This is a genomic window from Mesorhizobium sp. WSM4848, from assembly GCF_055811375.1.
Map to the genome: position 1 here is coordinate 105,075 of NZ_JBVVPX010000008.1, position 23,191 is coordinate 128,265.

The window sequence follows — 23,191 nt, forward strand, 5'->3', positions numbered from 1 at the left end:
CGTTCACTCCTCCATCTCGCGCCCGGTCAGCCGCAAGAAAACATCCTCGAGATTGGCTGGACGCAGAAGAAGGCGCAGACTTGGTCGCCCCTGGAGTTGCGTGCGCACCTGATCAGGGTCTGGCGCGTAGCAGTAGAGGGTTTCGCCGCTGACCTCGATGCGCTGAGAATGTGGCTTGACCAGCGAATGCAACTCGTGCGGATCGCCGCCGTAAATCTCCATGACCTGGCATCCGATATGCTCGTCGATCAGCGCCTGCGGGCGGCCTTCGGCGATGTAGCGACCCCTTTCGAGCACGCACAGCCGATCGCATAATCGCTCAGCCTCTTCCATGAAATGCGTCGTCAGGATAATCGTTTTGCCGCGAGCTAACAGCGCGCGCAGCCGCTCCCAGATCAGGTGGCGCGCGTGCGGATCGAGGCCGGTGGTCGGCTCGTCCATCACAATGAGCTGGGGGTCGTTGATCAAAGCCCGCGCCATCGTCAGGCATCGCTTCATGCCGCCGGACAGTTCCGAGACGCGCGCATCCGCCTTGCGCTCGAGGCGAGCGAACTCGAGAAGCGACGGGATGACCGCTTCGCTCTCGCGTGTGCTCATGCCGAAGTAGCGGCCGAACACCAGCAGGTTCTCGCGTACGGTGAATTCCTGGTCAAGATTATCGAATTGCGGGACCACGCCAATGCCCCTACGTGCCAGCCGAGCGCGCGCCGGCACCGGGACGCCGAGCACGGTGATCGTGCCCGCGTCAGGGCATGTCATGCCGAGGAGCATACGCGCAATCGTGCTTTTGCCGGCCCCGTTTGGTCCGAGGAGGCCGAAACACTCTCCCGACGCAACGGTGAACGACAGTTCGTCGACAACGACCTTGTTCCCATACGACTTGGTTACGCCGGCGAAATCGACTGCCACGGTCGACAGAGAGTCAGGCATGGAGCTTTTCGCGCTTGTTTGCCCGTGAGACTCCCGTTCGATCGGAGGAGTCTCGATCCGCCGCAAATCCTGTGGGTCTAACTTTCGCTTCAACACTTGCTGTTTCTGGTCCTGGCTCAAAACTCTTCCACCTGCGATCACGTGACTATTGCTGTTCGCTGTAAGCTGCGTCAGATCCCACCAAGGCGGGCTTTGGAATGGCGCCGTCGATGTCTGTCACAGTGGCGGCCGAGCTTCGCGACAACCAATCGCTATTGCTCAATGTACACAGCGCGTATGCTTTCAACGGGAGCAAGAGAAAGATGTTGATGAGTGTGTGGAGCGAAAAACCGAGAAATCGAAGTTGGCGCGCACGAAACGCTGCCACGCTGCAGCGAACTATAGTCATGACCGCAATCGTCAGGCATGCCGTCCAAGGCACAGTACCTGTCGTTATGAATTGTGCGAGCCCAGCCAAGAGCGACAAAGAGAGCAATAATGGGCCAAGATTCTGCCCAATCACGTCCAATGTGAGATAAATATTAAGGCCGCGCAGCAGTTGGAGCGCCAGCAACGTGTCACGGAACGTGCTCCGGGCCCAGCGAAGCTGTTGGCGCAGATAGGGACCCATGCTGTTGGGAACGACTGTTGCCGCGACGGCCTCCGGGACATACTCTGTTCGAAAGCCTGCTTTCAGCATCAGGATCGTAAGGTGGCGGTCCTCACCGAAGTCGCTCGGCTTCCCTCGAAAGCGCTGCGTCTCGTATTGATCCAGCAGCGAAACAAGCGCGGTTCGCCGGTACATGGCACACGGACCGCAGCAACACATGACGGCACCGAACCGAGCCTGCGCTGCCCGCTCTTCGTTGCAGGCGAGCCAGTATTCCATGTCAATCAACCGCGTCAGCCAAGTTTCATTGCGATTACTAGCCGCCAACTGGCCCATGGCGGCGCCGATCGCTTGATCTTGCATCTTTAGCGCAAGCCTTGTGACGACGTCCGGCGCGAGTATCGTGTCCGAATCTACATTGAGCACCAAATCTCCGCACGAGCGGCGAACCGCCGCAATCTGTGCCTTGCGCTTTCCGACATTCTTTGGGAGCGCAATGAATTCGAACCTCGGATCACCAGCGTATTCCTCGTGTACACCTACGAGGGCATCGCGGTTTCCAGAACCGTCATCAACAACATAGACCTGCAGTTTTCCGGCGTAGTCCTGACTTGCAATGGAAGCCAGGCAGTCCGAGAGGGTGCGAGGAGCCTCGTTGTAGCACGGGATAATGACATCGACGCTCGGCCAAGGCTCACAGCCGGCCGGTTCGCCCGAGGTCGGCGGTACGTTTGTAGGCAGGGTATAAAACACCTGCGCGGTCTTATAGACGGTCGACAGCAGCGCATAAGAGCAGACTGCAACGATACTGGCTGGGGCAAAGAGGTTCATGAGATGTCAGATTTCTCAGTGAATTTGAGGAAGCGAGCGGACAATAAATCCGCGGTCAATGCTGTATTCAGATCGATCGATGCGATGAGGGGCGGGTCGCGCTGACTGATATAATTGCGGGTGCTCTTCATAGCTCTGGACCGTTCCGATCGATCAATGTGCCGGCCGGCCACTCGCTCATTGAGCGTCCAATTGGGAGCACCATGACGAGTACGTCGTCGTCGACTCGCGTGGGAGGCAGATCGAGGTACACGTCCGGGAGGGTTGAACGCACGCGAACGCCCGACAAAATGCTCGCCAAGCCTTTGCGGCAGAACCTCCCAACATGGTTCCGGAGCGCGGGCCGAACCGTGCCGAAAGCGAATGGAACGCCAAGCTGCTGCAGCGCTGGATACATCGCGCTGATCGAATGGGCGATTCCTAGCCCCTCAAGATCCGGACGCACCCCGTATAGACCGAGTTCAGCGACAAGCAGATCAGCGTCGTCAACTTTGATGTATCGGCGCAGCAGGCCCAAGTGAGCCGCTATCCCGTGCACATCATTGCCGATTGCGCGGACCTCCGGCCTCGCACCGGCCCAACTTCGACCGCCTTCGAACTGCTTTCCATTAAAGGCTCCGGTAGGCTCATAGGTCTTCCGGAAGAACTCAGAGAGTTCGAGGTGATCGGAAAGCCGCAACTCATTTTCCCAGCACAACCTCCACTGCACGTCAGAGCGCATGCGAAGACTTCCTCTTTTTCGGGTTCTTTTGTGCACCTCACGCGGCAGAGCAACGCGGTGCATGTCATGTGGGGGGTCTATGAACGACCCGCCCAGATTGGTAAAATTGATTGTTTAGATCGCGAGCATCCACGCTATGGATGTTAAAACCATGCGTTTCGAAGGCCATGATCTGAACCTTCCGGACCGTGCTCGATTGGCCCATAAAGCGACGGCACCGAGGCAGCTGTCGGTGACACAACCTGCTTCAAGAGCGGCCGCCAGCGGCGTGGCTGCGCCTCGTGCCGAAGCAGCGATCAAGCGGAGGATGGGCCCGACTGTTAGGCGTCAGCAAACGCGGCGACCGTTGACGCACGCTGATGATCCATAGGCGATCGCGCAGCTCTGGATCGCGCCGGCGGCAAACAGGTTCCGCGAAGCCTCAGGCTCGACAAGTTGCGGCAAAGGCGGCATCCCGATGGCGCGGCGGTCGCGCTCGGCAACAAGAATCGTCTGGTCGATGCTCGCTGCCTGGCAAGCGGTACTGTCGGTTAAAGCAGCCTTACGGACCTGGAGAGCGAGGAGGAGGGCGCACCTCGGCCTTGCAGCAAAGTGGCAGAGATGGGGAAACGGTCACCCCGTCGCTTCCGAACCTGATGTGTGGACCGCAAAAGCTTCGGCCGACGTCTGGGGCCGTTGAGGTGGAAGCGGGCGAAAACCCGTCGAGGCTCGCCGCGCTGAACATCGAGCCGAATGAAGAAGCCGGATATACGTCAGCAGTTGTGACCATCAACTGGATCCAGCTAACTTGTTGCAATCGGGCGCTCTTATACGTCCACATATAGGGTCAGTTTGACACCACGAAGCGCACAGTGTCTCCAAGTCAACTTCGACAATTCGTTTCATCAGGAAGCGGAAATCGGCTTTCGGAAGCGGGCCAGCAGCCAGTCTTCATTGATCGACGCGCCCCGGCACTCGATGCGTGTCATCTCGGCCAGCGATTTGTTCAGCATGGCGCTCCAAGCAAAGTTGGCCTATTCGGCGGCCTTCGGGAAGTCGATCGCCGGCTCGTCGAGCAAGCCCGGCCCTGCGGAGGTCTCCATAGTCGCATCGGCTGGCGTTCCGCGCCGGAACACCCGACGGAAGAATGCATAGAAGCGGCTGTTCTTGCTGCGCGTGAACACCATCAGCATCGACGGTGTCACCACCAGAGTCAGCAAGGTGGCGAAGGACAGGCCGAAGACGATCGCCGAGGACAGTGAAATCCACCATTGCGTCGACGGCGCGTTGATCGTCGTCTCGTGATGGAAGATTTCGAGACCGAGGCCGAAAGCGATCGGCAGCACGCCGAGGATCGCCGACACCGCCGTCAGCACCACCGGGCGGGCACGTTCGCGGCAAGTCTGCAGCACGGCGTCCATCTTGTCCCAGCCCTCTTCGCGCAGCCGGTCGTAGGTGTCGATCAGCACGATGTTGTTGTTCACCACCACGCCGGCCAGCGCGATGACGCCGATGCCCGACATGACGATGCCGAACGCCTCTCCGGTCAACAGCAATCCGAGGAACACGCCGACGGTCGCCATGACCACGCAGGACAGCACCAGCCAGACGCTGGTGAACTTGTTGAACTGCATCAGAAGCACCAGGAAGATCAGGAAGATCGCCGCGCCAAAGGCCTTGCTGAGGAAAGCGCTGGCCTCGGCGCTGTCCTCGTTCGAGCCGGCAAGCTTCCAGCGTATGCCGCTGCCGAGATCCACTTCGGCGACAGCCTGGCTGACCTGCTGCTGGACAGAAGCGACCTGCTCGCCGGCGGCGACATTGGCCTGGACGACCACGGTGCGCGCGCCGTCGATGCGGTTGAGGATACCGACGGTCGGCTCGGGCTTGCGCACGACGAAATTCGAGATCGGCACCGACCCTTGCGACGTCTGCACCCTGAGGTCGTCGAGGGTCGACAGCGTGCGCCGGTCCTCGGGCAGGCGCAGCCTGATGTCGACGGCGTCGTCCGCACCGGCCGGCCGGTATTCGCTGAGCTTCAGCCCGTTCGTCACCAGTTGCACCACCGTGCCGACCGAGGTCGGGCTGATGCCGTATTGCGCCGCCTTGGCGCGGTCGACGTCGAGCGCCCAGTCGACGCCGGGCGGCGGCAGGCCGTCGGAAATGTCGATGACGCCGGGCACCTTGGCAATGCGTGCGGCGACGGCGCGCGCCTTGTCGTCGAGACCTTTCGGGTCGACGGCTGACAGCCTGATCTGGATCGGCTTGCCAGTGGGCGGGCCGGCCTCGGGCACGCGAACCTCGACGTCGACGCCGGGAATGCCGGCCATGACGCCGCGCAGCTCGTCCAGGATGGCGTTCGCCGATTTGCGCTCGCGCCAGTCGACGAACTCGTACTGGATCACGCCGACCACGTCTTCAGGAATGTCCTGGCCGCCGCCTTGCGTCTTGCCGACACGGGTATAGACCGATTTCACGCCCGGCCAGCCGAGAAGCCGGTTTTCCGCGGTCGTTGTGGCGGCATCCATTTCGGCGAGCGAAAGGTTGCCGCGGGCGTGCACATAGAGCAGGCCGTAGTCAGGCTCGACATTCGGGAAGAACTCGACGCCGGCGCCGTATTTCGAATAGGCAAAGCCGACACCGAACAAGAGGCCGACGGTGAGCAGAAGCACGGTGATGGGAAAGCGCACCGCCTGCTTGACCACCGCCATGTACCAGCCGTCGCGGTTGTCCTTCTCGTGATGCGGCGGCGCCTTGGCGAACAAGGCGCCAAGCGCTGGTGCAAAGACCAGTGCATAGAGCATCGAGGCCGAGAGCGTGACGATCAGCGTGATCGGCATGTATTTCATGAAGTCGCCGATGATGCCCGGCCAGAACAGCAGCGGCGAAAAGGCGGCGATGCGCGTCATCGTCGCGGCGATGACCGGACCGGCCATGCGCTTGGCGGCAAGCGCGAACGCCTCGGCCTTAGGCATGCCTTCGCTCATCCGCCGCTCGGCGAATTCGGTGACAATGATGGCGTCGTCAACCAGCATGCCGACCGCCAGGATGAGGCTGAACAGCACGATCATGTTGATCGTGTAGCCCATCATGGCCAACAGCAGGATGCCGATCAGGAAAGACGATGGAATGGCCAGGCCGATCAGCAGTGAGGCGCGGCCCGACAGCGCGTAGAGAATGACGATGAACACCAGGATCACGGCGATCATGACGTGGTTCTGCAGATCGCCGAGCAACTGGTTGACGAAGACCGATTTGTCCTGCGTGTAGGTGACGTGCATGCCTTCCGGCATGGTCTTTATGAAGGCATCGGACACGGTCCTCACCTGGGCGATCGTGTCGATCAGGTTGGATTCGATGCGCTTCTTCACCTCGATGGCGATCGCCGGCTTGCCGTCGAGACGGGTCACCGTCTCGGCGTCCTTGAAGGTGGAGCGGACGGTGGCGATATCCTTGGCGTGCACCACGGCATTGGGGCCGGCGACGATCGGAAGCGCCGCCACGTCCTGCGGCGTTTCGATCAGCGACGGCACCTTGACGGCATATTTTCCCTCGGACCCTTCGATGTTGCCGGCGGCGACAAGACTGTTGGAATCGCCGACCGCACCGATCAGCTGCTCGAGCTGCAGCCCATAGGAAGACAGTTTCATCGGTTCGATGACGACTTCGACGAGATCGTCGCGGGCGCCCTGCAGCGAACCCTCCAGCACGCCAGGCACTTCCTCGATGCGGTCGCGCAACTCGCGCGCCGCCGTCGTCAGAACGCGCTCGGGCACCTCGCCCGACAGCGTCACGACAAGGACGGGGAACTCGGAGACGTTGACTTCGGAGACCACAGGCTCCTCGGCTGCCTGCGGCAGGTCGGCCTTGCCATCCTGGACCTTGCTGCGCGTGTCCTGCAGCGCCGTCGCCAGATCCGTCTGCGGGTGGAATTCGACCAGCACATAACCGCCGCCCTGGAAGGCGGCCGAACGCATCTCCTTGAGACCTTTGAGGCTTTTCAGCTTGGCTTCCATCGGCCGCAGCAGAAGGCGTTCCGAATCCTCGGGCGAGATGCCCTGATAGATCAGGCTGACATACATCATCGGAATCGGAACGTCGGGTTCCGCTTCCTTCGGTGTCGACTGATAGGCGACCGCACCGGCAAGGATGAGGAACACCAGCACCGAAATGGTCAGCCTGGCATTGCTGATTGCGAGTTTGACGATATCCATGATTACTGCGTCCCGGCCGTCGCTTCGCCCAGCAGCTTCTGGATGGTCGCCTGGTCGGCCTCGACCGGCTTGACCACTTCGCCTTCCTTCACCAGTTCCTGGCCGGCGACGATGACACGTGCATCGGCCGGGATGCCGCCGAGCACCAGGCCGGTTGGCGTATCGTCGACAAGATCGATCGGGAAGAACACGACCTTGTCGTCCTTGTCGACGGCGCGGATACCGAGGTCGCCCTTGTCGCCGAGCGTCACCACGGAGCGCGGCAGCATGACGGCGTCGGTCGGCTGCGCGCTCAGCGCGATCTCGGCGGTCATCCCGGCCGGAATGGTGCCCTCGGGGTTGGGGATTGCGATCTCGACGCGGAAGGTGCGGGTGGCGGACGAGGCGTCGCGGCTGATATAGCGCACGGTGCCCTCGACATTCTGGTCGCTGACCAACCGTACCTTCGCCTTGTCGCCGATCTTCAGATAGCCGAGTTCACGTTCGCTGACCTCGCCGCGGGCAATCACCGGATCGAGGCTCAGAATGGTCGCCACTTCGTCGCCCTGCATCACGGAACTGCCAAGCTCCACCGGCACCCGGTCGATGACGCCGTCGAACGGCGCCTTCACTTCGTTGCGGTCGAGCTCGGCTTGCGCGGCTTCCAGGTGCGACTGGGCCAGCGTCAGGTTGGAGCGAGCCGTATCGAGCTGCAGCTTGGGCAGATTGCCGGTTTTCGCCAGCCGCAATGCTGCATCGAGTTCGGCCTGACGCTGAACCAGAAGCTGCTTGGCGTTGCTGACCGCCGAAAGTTTTTCCTCGGCTGCCAGCATCAGCACGAGGTCGCCGGTCTTGACGCGCTGTCCTTGCTTGACCGGCAGCTTGTCGATGACGCCGGCGGCGCGAGTCGCCAGGACCGCGCGCTTATCGGCTTCGGTCAGTCCGGAAATCCGGATGGCGCGCGCATGGGTACGCCTGGGCGGAGTTATGGTCGCGACGGTACGCAACGGCGCCTTGGGCTGTTCTGCCTCACTGGGCTTGGCGTTGCCGGCGTCAGCCGCCTTTGGCTGCTCGACCTCCCCCGCCTCGGGTTTGTCGGCGGCCGCGCTACCGACCGACGAGAACTCGCCCGTCGCCATCCACGCAGCGAAACCGACAAGCACAACAACGGCTGCAAGCTTGTGAAACCTGTACTTCGGCATCGTCATTTTTCCAGTGCGGTATTCGGCCAGGCCGCGTCTTCTAACTCGGCGCGTTGCCGATATGGGTGCGTGCAGAAAAGTTGATGGGTTATTACTTCGCTGGACAGGATGCGGCCGCCGTGAAGCGCGCCGGACCAGCGCGGCCGTTCATCTGCGACATCACACTCGGCACCTTGTCCCACTCGGGGCAACCCCTTAATTGGGGGCTAACCGCTGCGTAAAAGCGCCGGCAGCGCACCCGACTTCGAGCGCATTGCGACAGGACCTTGCGCAAGTGACACCTGAGAATTTGCGTATGGCGCTCCCGCTCGAACGGATTGCCATCGAGCCGCCATGGATCGTCTGCGGCCATTTCTCGATTCAGCAGTTCATGATCGACTTTATGGGTCAAATTCACACCTCGCTAAGTCAGCAATCACCGACGCTGCAAAACGCCGTCAGAGATAGCGTCGGGACCCGGGCACGCTAATTCTGAAAGCGGGGCCGTTCGTGAGACCCGATGTCAAAACACCACCATGCTTCACCGTGTGGTTGCCCACCTCGTGCACTTCTGGGACCATTCAGCGAATGAGAGTCCGTTTGACGCGCGCATAGACACCGATGAGGAGGAACGTCCGGCACCAATTTCCACTGTCTTCGGATCGTTGCCTTCTGTACTCCTATGGGCATAGGTGGTTGGTGCTCAGGCTTCTTCGTCGGGCGTGCCTGCAGGCCGAGCCACTTGATTTCGGTCACACTCCTAATAGGGTCGGCAAGATTGGCAAAATTGATTGTTCGGATGACAACCATCCACGCCCTAAACACATCGAAGGCGGAAATGGGCGTGGCTGGGTCCGCGCCTGTGTGGCGTTGGCCGACAAACGCTTTGCGGTGGGCGGGAATCCCGCACACACAGCGATTGAGACGCTGACGATCCGCGGTGGAAGAGGCTCGCGGCATTCAGCAGCCTCGTCTTCATCAAGCATGGATCCTACCCTGTGCATTGTCGATCTCGCAGATGCGATCGAGTTTGTGGAGGAGTGGCCGGAGGACCGCCGCAGTCTGATCCATGAACAGCCCTTCACCGGTGCTACCAAGCACAAGACGCCGCACGCCAATGGGCGTGGTCCGCGATGCCTTTGTCGGCTCCGCGAAGCGAGCCGCAATCCTGAAAGACCTCGAGGCGGAAATGCCGTGGATCGCTGCTTCCAATTCGGGCGGTGGACAGGTGCAGGTTCGTTCGGCCGTCCACCTCATTTTGTGCCGCATATGCCGGGTTGCCCGGTCGCTGTGTTGGGCAGGGCACGACCGATGGAGGCAGAATATCACCAGCTGCGCCGGATGCGGCTGACCATGGTGGAGAACGACGAGCGTGCAACCACGGAACCGGCTGCGCGCTACGCGGGTCGGAGGTCACGGCCATAAGGCGGAGGTCAACTTCGAAGGGAGCGCGGCGGTCCTCTCTCGTTCGAAGACAGAGCAGTCCCGACCGGATCGCTCGTAGATGGGAGGCCATGCCATAATTGCACCGAAAGCCGACCCTGGCCGAACCAGGAACGCTTGAAAGAGCAGATCACGCTTTTGCGTATACAAGGGGAGGAAAGCGTCATGCTGTTCACTGGGATCGTGGATCCCGTGCAGCCGCGACCGCTCACATCGAACCACACTCGCCAGCTTATTACGACGCCAGCACGCTAACGATGACTGTGACTGTGGTTCACCGCCTCAGCAATGGCCGCAATGCCATGACGGACAAAGGGAGATGTTGGCCGAAGCGCAGTCCGTCAGCTACACCACCTAGGGGGGACACGATCCAGGACCCGATCCCGCCTGCGGTTAAGCGCGAGTTGAAAAGCATACGTCCACGTCCGCCATTACCGCATGCACCGCCTTGGATAAGGCCTGCCCCGAGGCATGGCGGGGCCCCGGTTGGCGTTCGTATCGACGGCAGGTTCCTAAGCAGCGACTCCCGTGAGGTCGAGCAGTTCTAACTGGCGGCTTGAGTCGACGGCGCTCACGCACAGCCGTTCCAGGTGCAGCCCGTTATGCGGCCCTGGGCAAGCTTTTGGGTGGTCCTCAGCACCGCCGGTCGCAGAGAGGTCCGGTTTGCACCGTTAGCACAGGCCAATATTGCGGCCGCCTCGGATGTATGCGTCCCTCTCTTCTGTTTGGCCTGACTGAACAAACTTGCACCCGGTCGGACACGCAGTCCAACCAGGATGCGCGCATCCACATCAAGCCCCATGAAGGCGAAGAAAATCCTCATACGTCGCTTTCAACCCGGCACCAAGAGACGTTTTGGCTTTCCAGCCAAGCTTACGCAAGCGCGTTACGTCCAGTAACTTGCGCGGAGTACCGTCTGGCTTCGTCGTGTCGAATACCAGATTGCCCTCCCAGCAGATCGCCGCCTTGACGAGTTCCGCCACCTCTCGAATTGTGACATCCTCGCCAACGCCAACATTAATCAGGGGCGCAGTGTCGGCGGCTGTCAAGGCGTCAAAATCCGAATCTGGCAGGCCAAGCAGGAACGCAATGGCATCGCCTACATCCGACGAATACATAAACTCTCGCCGAGGGTTTCCGGATCCCCAGACCCCCACCGAGGAGTCGCCGTTTATTTTAGCTTGATGAAAACGGCGTATCAGAGCAGGCAAAACGTGGCATTTTTCGGGGTGATAATTGTCGCCGGGACCATATAAGCTGGTCGGCATCAACGCGAGATAGCGCGTCTGGTACTGCCGGTTAAAAGACCAGCATGATTCGACTCCTGCGATTTTTGCCAAAGCGAAGGGACGATTCGTCGCTTCAAGCGGACCGGTCAGAAGGTATTCCTCCCGTATCGGCTGCGGACAGTCGCGTGGATAGATACATGAGGAGCCAAGAAAAATCATCCGTTCGACGCCGGAAGCGTAAGCGGCATCAAAAACACTGAGTTGGATCGCGAGGTTGTTATGAAGGAAATCGACAGGAGAGCTAGCGTTCGCCAGTATACCACCAACCGTTGCGGCGCACATAATGACGTAATCGGGCCGCTGCGACATGAAGAACCTGCGCGTCTCGGTCCGGTCAAATAGATCCAGTTGGTCGTGAGTACGTGTTATTATCTCATACGATCCTAACGCCTCGAGGGCACTCATTGTGGCGGATCCAACAAGGCCGCGATGGCCTGCCACATAGACTTTCTTCATCTTTTTGTTTCCCATGTGATAACGCTATGGACGCTCCATAAGAAGGCCACCGTAACGCGGACAACAATCCAGCATGGCGCCGCCGTTGTCATCATAACTCTCGTGGACTGTATGAATAATAACCCTGCGTCATCAGCACTGCGTCACGCTCTGCCATGCGCAAGTCTTCCCGAACCATCTCCCTAATCAATTCAATGAAGGAGATTTTTGGCTCCCACCCAAGTTTTTCTTTGGCCTTGCGGGCATCGCCGAGAAGTGTCTCGACTTCTGCAGGACGAAAATAACGGGGATCTACTTTTACGATCAAAGCTCCCGTCTTTGCATCGTATCCCTCTTCATCGACCCCTTCCCCAACCCAACGAACACCAATGCCGAGTTCAGCGGCCGCGACGGTGACAAATTCGCGCACCGAATGTTGCTCACCGCTAGCGATCACAAAGTCTTCAGCTTGCTCCTGCTGCAGCATCAACCACTGCATCTGGACGTAGTCTCGAGCGTGCCCCCAATCGCGACGAGCATCAAGGTTGCCCAAGAATAGAGTCGGCTGCATTCCAAGCTTAATCCGAGCCAGGGCGCGTGTGATTTTACGCGTTACAAATGTTTCTCCGCGCGCGGGTGACTCATGATTAAATAAAATGCCGTTACATGCGTACAAATTGTAAGCTTCTCGATAATTTACGGTGATCCAGTGAGCATACAATTTGGCAACAGCGTAGGGTGATCGGGGGTAGAACGGTGTCGTCTCGGTCTGTGGCGTTTCCTGCACCAGCCCGTAGAGCTCAGACGTCGAGGCTTGGTAGTAGCGCGTATGCTCGACGAGCCCCAGGATCCGAATTGCCTCGAGGATACGCAGCGCACCCAACGCGTCCGAGTTCGCGGTGTATTCTGGTTGTTCAAAGGAGACTGCAACGTGGCTCTGAGCTGCCAGATTGTAAATTTCGTCCGGCTGAACCAGTTGGATGACGCGCGTAAGGCTGGACGAGTCTGTCAAGTCCCCGTGATGAAGTGTAAGATCAACGCCACTTTCATGAGGATCATGATAGAGATGGTCTATACGGCCCGTATTGAAAAGGGACGATCGTCTTTTTATCCCATGCACAGAATAGCCCTTTTCCAAAAGCAATTCTGCGAGGTAGGAACCGTCTTGCCCCGTGACCCCGGTGATTAAAGCGACTTTTTTCTTTGACAAGCTTGAATCCTTTTGATTTTTACGCGCCGAAGAAAATGCTCGCCTGCGGCGGGATTGCGTGGCGAGAAAGGGGCGCATTGGGCAGGGCGAACGGGGCCTCTGCGCGAAGGCAAGGGAGAGTTCGAGCGGGATGCCAACCCCTTCATGGGGCCGGGGAACGGTCGAAAGAGTTATCAATCAAGATCAAACGACGCGGGTCATTCAGATCGAATTCGACAATTCGTGGCACGAAGAGGCGGGCATAGCGGGAGAAGGCGCTAGTCGGAGGAAAGCGAATTACAGTATCGCATCTACCAAGGAGATACATCTCAACGAGAGCGGAAATACCCCCGTCAGTGCCCAGTGCTGCACTGTTTAAAGGGCCGGCCTGATCCGCTTGGAAGCGTTTTGGGACGGTGAAAAGTTCGGGAAATACGCCCGACAAGTGATCAACAACCTGGGCGCTGTCTGTACACAAGAACACCCTTACAGGCCTTGGATGCGGTTGCGCTTTGGCCATACGAATGGCAGTGCATACCTGCTCTAAGGCAACCTTTGGATCAGCCCAGTAAGGTGCGTGATCCATAATATCTCCGCCGTTGCCGTGGCGGACATGGACCCCGATTATGCTGTGCCCGGCAAAGTGTTCCTGGTAGAGCGCTTCAATCCGATCCTCAATTTCGACCCTCGGTCTGATGCTCCGAAATATCGTTCGCTCGGCTTGCTCATCGCAGCGCCACATCAAGCAAGCATCACACACTACCGTGTTGGCTTCACAATCATCCTGGGCTTGGAAAAGATCGTCAAGCTCGTCACGTTCTTGGAAAATCTGTTCATCCGGACGGTACACGCAGTCGATGGATGGCTTGTTCCACCACGACGGGAAGAAGGGACCGGGGAATGAGACGTGGTTGATCTCGTCATCGCAAATGACCCGTACACCACCGATCTCTTCAATTGGCTTGAAGAAAGCCGGAAAGGCATTCGCAAACGGGTTGTCGAGGTAACAAGAGCCGCGCCAATCTATTGCTAAAGCCCGTCCCGTCCGATGTGCGTAGTCCCATGCCGACGCGAGAGACCACAGGCAATCACCGAGACCCTCGCGCCGTCGAGAAACAACGAACCGATCTATCCTTGAGCCATCAACAAGCATTTAAATTGCCTCTTTCCAAAACACCACAAACCTCAGCTTTGCTGCTGCCTTTGAGGCAAGCGCCTGCGCAATTCGGGGGAGCTTGTCGTGCTGCGCCAATGCGATGTAGCTTGCGTCGATCGCGGAAGTGCCTCGCCGCGATGGACACGCGCCTAGGCTGGTATTCGGCGCACGCCAGAAAATGCTCTTCAGAGCCAACGCAAACATCAACGACTTTCCCTAAAGGCTTACATCCTTTGAATTCATTCTATGCAACGTGCCGCAACATCCGTAAAATCGTCTGTTTCGATGAAACGCATCCACGTGATGGATGGCTAGTGGACATGGGTTCCAGGGCGTTGACCTGAACCCTCTCGTTGTGCGTCACTGCTAATCCCAGCGGAACCTTACGGCGGCAGCACGCAGCATGACCCAAGTCAGCCGGCCATGAGCGCGACTGCAACGACGCCATCCGAACGGAGCCGTTGACATGACTTCACTTGCACACTTCCTCAGATCATCATGGAGCCCATCGTGCGCCCCCTGCCGCCCTGCTGGAAGACCTGGGCAGAGCCGGCGATATCACGAGCGATGCAATTATCGCCGCCGATGCAAAGCCACCCTTTCGCTTAACGCGCGCCAAGCGCGGGTGGGTGCGGGGCTCGACCTGTGGCGTTTTCTTTCTTGCTCGGCGATCCAGCAATCGATGTGCAAATCCGGCGGCCGGACGGCAGCGATGTCGAGCAGGTCAAACCAATACGATCGTAAACGGGCCGGCGCGCAGCCTGCTGACGGCCGAGCGGACCGCGCTCAATTTTCTGTGCGGTCTGAGCGGCATTGCTACGGCTACGGCCGCGTTTGTCGAAGCGATATGCGGTCAGGCGCCAATCACCGCTTCGCGCTCGACGACGCGGTGCTCATCAAGGACAACCACATCGCCATTGCCGGCGACATCCGCACCGCAATCGAGCGGGCGCGTAGCGCCACAGGCCACATCGTCAAGATCGAGGTAGAGGTGGACAGGCTGGACCAGTTGGAGAGAGCCCTTACAGTGGGCGTCGACGCCTTGCTCCTCGACAACATGTCGGTCGAGGAGCTTGCGCAGGCTGTGCCTATGTCGGGCGCCGCGCGATCACCGAGGCCTCGGGGCCCGAGTAGCGCGGGCGAGCGCCCCGGCAATTGCGGCGACCGGCGTGGACCTCATATCGTGGCTGGCTTACCCGCAGCGCGCCCATTCTCGACATCGGTCTCGTGCTCGGCGCCGGCGCCATCACCCGGCACTTCAAGATGTTCATAGCTCCGGACCGTTCCGAACGATCAGGGTGCCGGATGGCCACTCGCTCATCGAGCGTCCAATCGGCACAACCACGACGAGCACGTCCTCGACGCGCGTGGGCGGCAGGTCGAGATACACATCTGCGAGAGTGGACCGCACGCGAACGCCCGACACAATCGCCGCCAGGCCGCCTCTGCAGAACCTTTCCATATGGTTCCGCATCGCGTGCCGAACGGTGCCGAAAGCGAATGGAACCCCAAGCTGCTGCATTACTGGATATAGAACGCTCATTGAATGACTGATCCCTTGTCCCTCAAGATCCGGACGCACCCCGTACAACCCCAGGTCGGCCACTAGGAGCTCGACCTCGTCAACCTTGATGAAGCGACGTAGTATCCCGATATGAGCCGCTACGCCGTGCGCGTCGTAGCTGATTGCGCGGAGCTCCGGCCTCGCACCGGCCCAGCTACGGCCGCCTTCGAATGGCTCTGAGTTGAAGGCCCCAGTCGGTCCGTAGGTCTTTCGGAAAAACTCGGAGAGTTCGACATGGTCGGCCTGTTGCAACTCATTTTCCCAGCACAACCTCCACCGCACGTCAGAGCACATGGAAAACCTCATCTTTTGTTGCTATTTTGTTGGGGAAGCGCCTAGCAGGGGGACGCTTGTCGAATCGAGCCGGCTCGATGTAGCTGGCGCACCGAAGAAACTAGCCGCAATGAACATGCGGCCCCGTTGTGTTCCGAGCACACCGGAAGGCGCACACCAGAATAATACTGCTCTGAACCAATGCAAAAATTCGATGACTACCTTTTGGCTTACATCTTTGAAATCTTACTATGCGACGTTCTGCGAAATTGGCAAAATCGTTTCTTTGGATTAATGCATCCAAGCTATAGATAGGAAAAGACACGCGTTTCAAAGAACTTGATCTAAATCTCCGCCCGGCCTTGATCAGGAGGCTTCGACCCGGCCAGTTGCCCGACCGACCCGCTCGTCAGTTGCCAGACCAACCGACTGCTTTGGGTGCGAACCTTCCCCCACTGTTGATAGCCGTCATCGGGCCGCACTGAACTTTTCACGCTAAATCATCGCCATGCCGCCATTGACGTGAATGGTCTGGCCGGTGACATAGGCGGCTTCGTTGGAAGCGAGGTAGGCGACGGCGGAGGCGACTTCGGCGCTGGTGCCCATGCGCCGTGTCGGAATCGCCGCCATGATCGCCTCTTTCTGCTTGTCGTTGAGCTTGTCGGTCATCGCCGATTCGATGAAGCCCGGGGCGACGCAGTTGACGGTGATGTTGCGCGTGGCGATCTCCTGCGCCAGCGACTTGGAAAAGCCGACCATGCCGGCCTTGGAGGCGCAGTAGTTGGTTTGGCCAGGATTGCCGGTGACGGCTACCACAGAGGTGATGTTGATGATGCGGCCATGCCGGCGCCGCATCATCGGATGGGTGAGTTCGCGGGTCAGCCGGAACACGGCGGTCAGATTGACCTCGAGCACCGAATCCCAGTCGGCGTCCGCCATGCGCACGAACAGCCCGTCCTTGGTGATGCCGGCATTGTTGACGAGAATGTCGACGCCTTCGAGATCGGCCTCGACCTTCTGGCCGAGCGCCTTGACCTCGTCGCGATTGGAAAGGTTCGCCGGGAACAGCTTGACCCGGTCGCCGAGCTCGGCCGCCAGCGTTTCCAGCTTCTCGACGCGGGTGCCGTGCAGGCCGACGACAGCGCCTTGCGCATGCAGCACCCTGGCGATAGCCTCGCCGATGCCTCCCGATGCGCCTGTGACGAGCGCCTTGCGGCCGGTCAGATCGAACATTTATCGATTCCCTTTCTAAGACCGGCTTCGCACGGAAGCGGTCACTGGCGCCCTGCGCCTTCCAGACATTATCGGGTACATCTTTGGACAGGTCCTCGAGCCGAACTCGAAGGGTCTCGCTTAACCTTCCGGGTAGCGGTACTGTCCAAGTCGCTTCAACAGTTGAGAATTTTGCAAAAAACGGACCCCGGATACCAGAGATAGAGTTCCTGGAGGCATCTCGTATGGCTTCTACACCTGCTTGAACGCTAGAACTGCATTCATACCGCCCATAGCAAACGCGTTGCTCATCGCCACACGCACCTTACGCTCGCGCGGCACGTTGGGCGTGACATCGAGATCGCAAACGGGATCTGGCTCGCGATAATTGGCGGTCGGCGGCACGATGCCCTCTTGGATCGCCATCACGCAGGCGATCATTTCAAGCGCGCTCGCTGCACCGAGGCAATGCGCGTGGGTGGACTTGGTGGAGGAGATTGACATCGAGTAAGCATGGTGGCCGAAGACGCGCTTGATCGCCGCCGTTTCGGTTTCGTCGTTGGCCTTGGTGCCGGTGCCGTGCGCGTTCAGGTAGTCCACGTCCTCGGGATTCAGCCCGGCATCGGCAAGACAGGCGCGTATCGCTGTTTCCGGGCCTTCGATAGATGGCGCGACTATGTGAAAAGCATCGCCGGAAAAACCGATGCCCGCGACCTCGGCAAGGATCGTAGCGCCGCGCGCGCTTGCGTGCTCATAGCTCTCCAGCACGGCCATCCCCGCGCCCTCGCCCAGCACCACGCCCTTCCTGTCGCCGGAGAAGGGGCGGCAAGTGTCCGGGGCGAGTACGCGCAGTGCTTCCCAGCCCTTCATCACGAGCCAGACGAGTGGCGCGTCACTGCCTCCGGCAACCATAACGTCGGCCCGGCCGAGCTTGATCTGATCCACTGCAGAAGCGATTGCGTGGTTGGCCGACGCGCATGCTGATGCCAAGCCAAAGACCGGACCACGCAGGCCGAGGTTCATGCTGACTTGGCTGGCAGCGGCGCTCGGTAGCACCTTAGGTGCAGTGAGGATGGGAGCACGTCTGCCGTTGTTGAAGTCCAGGACACGATAGCTCCCTTCCATGGCTCCCCAGCCCCAGCCGCAGACGCCCACTGCCGTGCCGAAGCGATGAGCGTTATCTTCATAGAAGGAAAGTCCGGCTTGCCGCATCGCTTCGCGCGCTGCAAGCACCGCGAGCAGGCTGAATCGGTCCATCGAGACGGACTGGCTGCGTTCGATGTCATGGGCGGGTAGCTCCTTGATCTCGGCACCTATATGGCCCTCAAGCCCATGAAGCTCGGGAGTCACGATCGGGCCGATGGCGGAGCGCCCTTCACGCATTCCTGTCCAGATGGAGGCGGCATCAGTGCCCAGGCCGCACAGCCCGCCCAGTCCGGTGATGACGACACGCCGATCCATTCAAGCCGCCCTGCTTAGCAAGCCGCGGACGGCTTCCACCATGTCGCCGACACTTTGGAGATTCGACCACGCCTCGGCCGAATTCATTTCGATCTTGATGCCGTAGGCCTGCTCCACATCCCAGAGGAGATCCGCCAGACCCAGCGAATCGACTCCCAGCGAGGTCAGTTCCGTGGCAGTCGTTATTTCGCCGATGATGGACACACTCTCTCCCTCGCCGCTCTCCGATTCGAGGCGGTTCTTGATCGTGGCAATGATTTCCGTTGTGAGTTGGTCAGCCATTCTGTTCCTTTCATAATAATGCCTTTTGACGTGGGTGCGGCGCCATGCCTCTGCCAGTCACCTCGCGAAAATCGTCCCTGACCAGGCTTGTGCCACTCACCAACAGCAATCGGAGCACGTCTGAGCTCATGGAAAAACTTCTCCTTTCGGGCTCTTTTTTCGCTGTCGTCACACGATATGGGAAGCGGGCGATCAGGGCGTGTGAGGTGCTGTCAATGCGAGATTCCGGAAGATTGATAAAATCGTTTGTTTCGATGAGATGCATCCACCCTGTGGATAGAGAGCCGCGACCGAACTGTGCTGGTAGACACCAAGTCTCATACCGGAAAGGGAGCTCGGCTCCAGTATGTCATTGGCGCGCTCTCGATAAGAGACTATCGCTTCTCCATGGCGCAAGGCCACGTCGTTCCCAGAGGAGCCGGTGGAAAGCAATATGCATCTGATCTTTCGGCTACAAAGCGCGTCATCGCGGCCTCATCCGCCTTGCCGATTTCACCATTCGGACCATAGAATTTGATGCCGTTGCGATCGGCTGGAATGTGCGACCGGTGACCATAAGAGCCGCCGTGCCGTGTCTGCGTGCATATAGTGCCAGGGCAGGCGTAGGTATGGCGCCGCGATCGATCGGCTGGAAACATTTGCGGCCAACGCCGCCATGCAATTGTTGACTATCGCCTGACTGCTGTCAGGTAGGTCGCGGCCTATGAAGACCGAACTATTCGGCTGAACCCGGCTCGAAATTAAACGCCAAGCGAAAGCTTCGGTATAAAGTCCGCTGGCCTTGCCGACCAATTCCGAATCCAAACCTCGAACGCCGCTTGACCCGAATTTCATGACTTCGCTTTGCTGGTGGACAGGCAGGGTGGGTAATGTTGCAGTGGGCTAGTGCTTCTATTGAAAGCGCCATAGTTCTCAGCCACCTGCTGTTCAGATATGTGGTCTCTACAACACGGTAACGGCCGATCAAATTTGCAGAATGATCCAAACAGGAGCTCAGAACGGAAGTTTCTCGCCCACCCAAGGCTGCCAGATTGTAGCGGCCCATATAGCTCGCTCTATCACGAGAGTCGTAAGGCCGCTTCTGAGTTCCGCCGAACAGCAGGGCCTCCACTTGAAGCGCCGGCGTATGTCGCGCAACGCCGCGATTATGGAGACCACGTCGACGCTGGCCGACAATGACGACCGCCTGATCGGTTAGTCACTCGCTGGGTACAGCAGCGATCGGGTAGTTCTGGCGTTTTGACTCACTAGTCTAGATATACTGCATCCGGTCGGAACACATAACCGATCGGCTTTCTGCGCTAAGCTCCAAGCGTGGTCATTAGCGATATCAGCTTGATGGAGATGGCCACGCGCTGCTGAACGGCTGAGGTGAGGCAATCGCGACCTCCAGCATCACCTTGGGCTGTGTCTGCTGCTGGGAAACGGCAAAGCTGATCTCCACGGGCGGAATAGAGCGCGAACGGTGGTTGCCAATGCGACTTGCCTCGAGAACCGACCGACAACAATGCCGTTTGAATTACCCGAGCTCGTGGATCATCACGTCGGGAAGGACCGCCTTGGCGATGTCGCATAAGTGCTGATGATGAGTGATGTAGATGACTTGGCCCACACCGGCCATTTCGCCGAACAGGCGGAGAACTCCTCCGACCTGAGATGGTCGAAGGTTTCCATGATGTCGTCGGCGATGAACGGAACAGCGGGCCTGAGCTTGGCAACTCATAGTATCCGGCCAGGCGTAGAGCGAGGTAGAGCTGGAAACGCGCGCCTTTCGAAAGAGCGTCTGCGACCTTCGATTGGCCATCCTGCTGCGTTGCGATGAGGACCCTTCGGCCTGTCCGTTGCTCCAGGGCAGCTCGATGGCGTTCTTGACGGCATCGATGTCTCTGCGCAAAACACGGGCGATCGGAATGATGTCGGAGTCGATTGCATCGTCGATCCAGGGGTCCAGTGTTTCCGGCCTCTTGCTGCGAAGGATGCCGTTGAAGCGCATCGCCAGGCGTCGCATCTCGGCGAATGCGTCAGATCCCTGCTTCAGGGCATCGACTTTCCTTGCCTGTCGAGGCGTCAGCAGGCCTCTTGGCTTTATGCACAGCGCCGCGGCAACAACTGGCGAAATCGCGTGGCCGGTATCCGGATCTCGAACGGGTCCCAAGCTGAGCGCCATGGAAGGAACGTCATCGACGCGCTCTCTTTCGGCCCGCCGCCAGGCTCCCAGCAGGCGCTCCAGATTGGAGAAGCTGCCGGTGTAGCCGCGCTGCTTGACATCATGAAAAAGATGCCGTCCGCAGCGGCTTCCAGCAGAGAAGCCCGTCGGCGCCGCATCGCCATCGAGCGCGAGAGGCGCCGTGCGGGAACGCGTTCCGCTTGGCAGCCTTGCGGGCCGTCGCCTCGTGATTTCAGGTCGGCGCGGCGGGCGTCCGATTCCTCATGCGCTTTTCATTGCGAGCCACGCGAAAGTGCTCGCGGTTCACTCCGCCTAAAAAATTCGCTCTAACGAGCAGCCCTGATCAGCCTCTCAGCAAGTCTTGTCTTTCGAGCGATGATTTCTGATCCTTCATAGGAAAGATGGCCGCTGTCCCGGTAGAGGAATTTGCCATCGATCTCGGTTCTGCATTTTGTGTCGTCGCAGAGAAAGTCGTGATAAGAGACAACCTCTACGTCAGCTTTCACAGCCACCTGGTTCAAGAGCTCAAGAGTGCGGGATCGCATCCGGCGGTAATCGGTGACATAAATTTCGCAATCACTGTGCCGCCCGAGCATAAGATTTCCCCTCACCTTTCGCTCAAGGCAATCGCCGATATCGAAGCCTGCGACTGGCGGGGGAGCAACTACGACCACTCGCCTGCCCAAAGCGCGAACGGCGTCGACGAGGGACTTGATACCCTCAACGGCTCCATCTACCGAAGTTTCAACTTCCGTGAATGTCCCGTCACGCCTCTTAAGCAGCATGAAGTCTTTTGAATCAGGGGCGTCAAATGGGCTCGAAATGACAACGGTCCTTATCCCCGGCCGATTTTTCAGGATACCCAAAACGCTGTCATTGAAGCGAACACAGTCCTCGGCGAAGGAGGGAGACGCTGCGCGCTTGGAGAAGGCAGCAACGCCGATGGCGGGGAAGCACCCGCTCATTGTGAGCTGAGCCAGGCCGGCCTCTCCGATCGTTTTGGCCAAGCCGGGAACCAGCGCCATGGCAAATGAATCGCCCCAAACCAGCAATTCGGGCCTGCCCGTCGTCTGACAGGCCTCGGGAATGCCCTGGGGAGGCGATCCAGATGTGAGATCACATGCCCTTCCCAGGCCGTAATTGATCCGTCGGCTCTCGGAAAAGCCAACCCTACTTTCGGCTGCGCCAATGTCGACTGACCGTGCGAAGCCAAGAAGAACCGTTGCGGCAACGAGTGCTGAGGCCATCCATCCACGAGATGCGACGAATCCCTGCCGGAACGGCTTTTCCACGAGCCGGTGAAGAACTAAGCTGGCTACAACTGAGAAGGCAACTGCCGCATAGATCGCAAGCGCGGGAGGCTCTGCCAGCCAAGCAGCCCGCACATATACAAGCACCGGCCAATGGACCAGATAGAGCGAGTACGAGATATCCCCGATCCTTGCCATGCTTCGAACCGCCACATTATCCCTGCTGGGCGACAGCAGGAGGATCAGGGTTGCCAAACAAACCAAAGCGGCATCCACGATCGGGTTCTGCGAACTAAGTCCAATGGGAATAAGGAGGACAAGCACGAACGCCGGGACGCGCAGCGCCGCAAACTTGGCCGCCACGCGAGCGCTTGCGGGAAGCAATGCCCCGAGCGAACCAATCGCTATTTCCCAAAAGCGGGTCGGCAAAAGATAAAATGCAGCGTATGGGTGACGAATGGCCACGTAGAGACACAGTGCCAGGCTGGCAATCAGGAGCAAACTAACCGCTGTGAGCCGCCATCTCTTGGGAGCCAAGGCCAAGAAAGCAGGAAGCAGCAGATAACACTGTTCTTCGACAGCGAGCGACCAGAAATGCAGGAGAGGCTTCGTTTCGGCGGATTCGCCGAAATAGTCCGCCTGAGACCAGAGAACGATGTTGCCGGTGAATGTGAGCGCCCCGAGGACCTGACTTCGGAAGTCCCGCAGGCCCACATCCGACAGGAAAAAGGGTGCAGCGATCGTCGTGAGCGCAATGACCACATAGGCCGCGGGCAACAGGCGCTTCGCACGACGATAATAGAATTCCCAATAGCTGAACCGTGACTGCTCAAGCTGGGTCGTGATGAGGCCGGTGATCAGAAAGCCCGAAATTACGAAGAAAATATCAACGCCGAGATAACCAAACGGCGCGATTTGGGTATGATAAAGGACAACCAGCAGGACAGATAGACCCCGCAAGGCCTGGACATCGGCTCGAAAGTCTCGCGTCATAGAAGACCTGATGAAATTCCCGGTTTAATTGGATGAACTGAGGCCTCGCACCATCG

Annotated in this window: 13 protein-coding genes and 5 pseudogenes; 2 read left to right on the forward strand and 16 right to left on the reverse strand. The window is 59.2% G+C overall.

From position 1 onward, the window contains the following. Positions 1-3: 3 nt before the first annotated feature. The 3 genes from nodI to AC0L16_RS10685 all read right to left on the reverse strand — a co-directional run bounded on the left by nodI (position 4) and on the right by AC0L16_RS10685 (position 3,071). The gene (gene nodI, locus AC0L16_RS10675) at positions 4-1,026 is read right to left on the reverse strand and encodes a nodulation factor ABC transporter ATP-binding protein NodI (protein WP_473525487.1); all 1,023 of its coding nucleotides are present in this window, start codon (positions 1,024-1,026) and stop codon (positions 4-6) included. A gap of 49 nt (positions 1,027-1,075) precedes the next feature. Continuing rightward, positions 1,076-2,350 (reverse strand): chitooligosaccharide synthase NodC, encoded by a 1,275-nt coding sequence (nodC, locus tag AC0L16_RS10680; protein ID WP_473525481.1) that lies wholly within the window; start codon positions 2,348-2,350, stop codon positions 1,076-1,078. A 127-nt stretch (positions 2,351-2,477) separates the two neighbouring features. Continuing rightward, complete coding sequence (locus AC0L16_RS10685) at positions 2,478-3,071, reverse strand: NodA family N-acyltransferase (RefSeq protein ID WP_473458394.1); 594 nt, start codon at positions 3,069-3,071, stop codon at positions 2,478-2,480. 222 nt (positions 3,072-3,293) lie between these two features. Between AC0L16_RS10685 and AC0L16_RS10690 the strand changes: the two are divergent. Further along, positions 3,294-3,605, forward strand: a pseudogene (locus AC0L16_RS10690) (transposase); the annotation flags it as partial. Between the two features lie 479 nt (positions 3,606-4,084). Here the strand turns inward: AC0L16_RS10690 and AC0L16_RS10695 are convergent. From AC0L16_RS10695 to AC0L16_RS10720, 6 genes and pseudogenes are all read right to left on the reverse strand, one after another. Then, positions 4,085-7,261, reverse strand: coding sequence for an efflux RND transporter permease subunit (locus AC0L16_RS10695; protein WP_473620652.1), 3,177 nt, complete (start codon positions 7,259-7,261; stop codon positions 4,085-4,087). A 2-nt stretch (positions 7,262-7,263) separates the two neighbouring features. Next, entirely contained in the window at positions 7,264-8,442 is a 1,179-nt protein-coding gene (locus tag AC0L16_RS10700) for an efflux RND transporter periplasmic adaptor subunit (protein ID WP_473620654.1), read from the reverse strand. A gap of 198 nt (positions 8,443-8,640) precedes the next feature. Beyond that, a pseudogene (locus AC0L16_RS10705) lies at positions 8,641-8,794 on the reverse strand (SAM-dependent methyltransferase); the annotation flags it as partial. A gap of 1,861 nt (positions 8,795-10,655) precedes the next feature. Then, the gene (locus tag AC0L16_RS10710; RefSeq protein WP_473495403.1) at positions 10,656-11,609 is read right to left on the reverse strand and encodes a GDP-L-fucose synthase family protein; all 954 of its coding nucleotides are present in this window, start codon (positions 11,607-11,609) and stop codon (positions 10,656-10,658) included. Positions 11,610-11,700: 91 nt separating this feature from the next. Beyond that, positions 11,701-12,798, reverse strand: coding sequence for a GDP-mannose 4,6-dehydratase (gmd, locus tag AC0L16_RS10715; RefSeq protein ID WP_473495404.1), 1,098 nt, complete (start codon positions 12,796-12,798; stop codon positions 11,701-11,703). A 142-nt stretch (positions 12,799-12,940) separates the two neighbouring features. Next, positions 12,941-13,930: a nodulation protein NodZ gene (locus tag AC0L16_RS10720; protein ID WP_473525493.1), complete on the reverse strand. Its 990-nt coding sequence runs from the start codon at positions 13,928-13,930 to the stop codon at positions 12,941-12,943. A gap of 469 nt (positions 13,931-14,399) precedes the next feature. On the opposite strand from AC0L16_RS10720, the pseudogene AC0L16_RS10725 reads away from it, so the two are divergent. Further along, positions 14,400-15,190 (forward strand): annotated as a pseudogene (locus tag AC0L16_RS10725) (nicotinate-nucleotide diphosphorylase); the annotation flags it as partial. A gap of 10 nt (positions 15,191-15,200) precedes the next feature. On the opposite strand, the gene AC0L16_RS10730 reads toward AC0L16_RS10725, so the two are convergent. From AC0L16_RS10730 to AC0L16_RS10760, 7 genes and pseudogenes are all read right to left on the reverse strand, one after another. Next, positions 15,201-15,791: a NodA family N-acyltransferase gene (locus AC0L16_RS10730; RefSeq protein WP_473495431.1), complete on the reverse strand. Its 591-nt coding sequence runs from the start codon at positions 15,789-15,791 to the stop codon at positions 15,201-15,203. A gap of 474 nt (positions 15,792-16,265) precedes the next feature. Next, entirely contained in the window at positions 16,266-17,003 is a 738-nt protein-coding gene (gene fabG, locus AC0L16_RS10735; RefSeq protein WP_473620655.1) for a 3-oxoacyl-[acyl-carrier-protein] reductase, read from the reverse strand. Positions 17,004-17,234: 231 nt separating this feature from the next. Next, the gene (locus tag AC0L16_RS10740) at positions 17,235-18,443 is read right to left on the reverse strand and encodes a beta-ketoacyl-[acyl-carrier-protein] synthase family protein (protein ID WP_473620657.1); all 1,209 of its coding nucleotides are present in this window, start codon (positions 18,441-18,443) and stop codon (positions 17,235-17,237) included. Continuing rightward, positions 18,444-18,725, reverse strand: coding sequence for an acyl carrier protein (locus AC0L16_RS10745; RefSeq protein WP_473525048.1), 282 nt, complete (start codon positions 18,723-18,725; stop codon positions 18,444-18,446). It lies immediately after the preceding gene. Positions 18,726-20,244: 1,519 nt separating this feature from the next. After that, positions 20,245-20,530 (reverse strand): annotated as a pseudogene (locus AC0L16_RS10750) (ATP-binding protein); the annotation flags it as partial. Between the two features lie 20 nt (positions 20,531-20,550). After that, positions 20,551-21,024: pseudogene (locus AC0L16_RS10755) on the reverse strand (ISL3 family transposase); the annotation flags it as partial. 194 nt (positions 21,025-21,218) lie between these two features. Next, the gene (locus AC0L16_RS10760; protein ID WP_473525047.1) at positions 21,219-23,135 is read right to left on the reverse strand and encodes an acyltransferase family protein; all 1,917 of its coding nucleotides are present in this window, start codon (positions 23,133-23,135) and stop codon (positions 21,219-21,221) included. Positions 23,136-23,191: the final 56 nt, after the last annotated feature.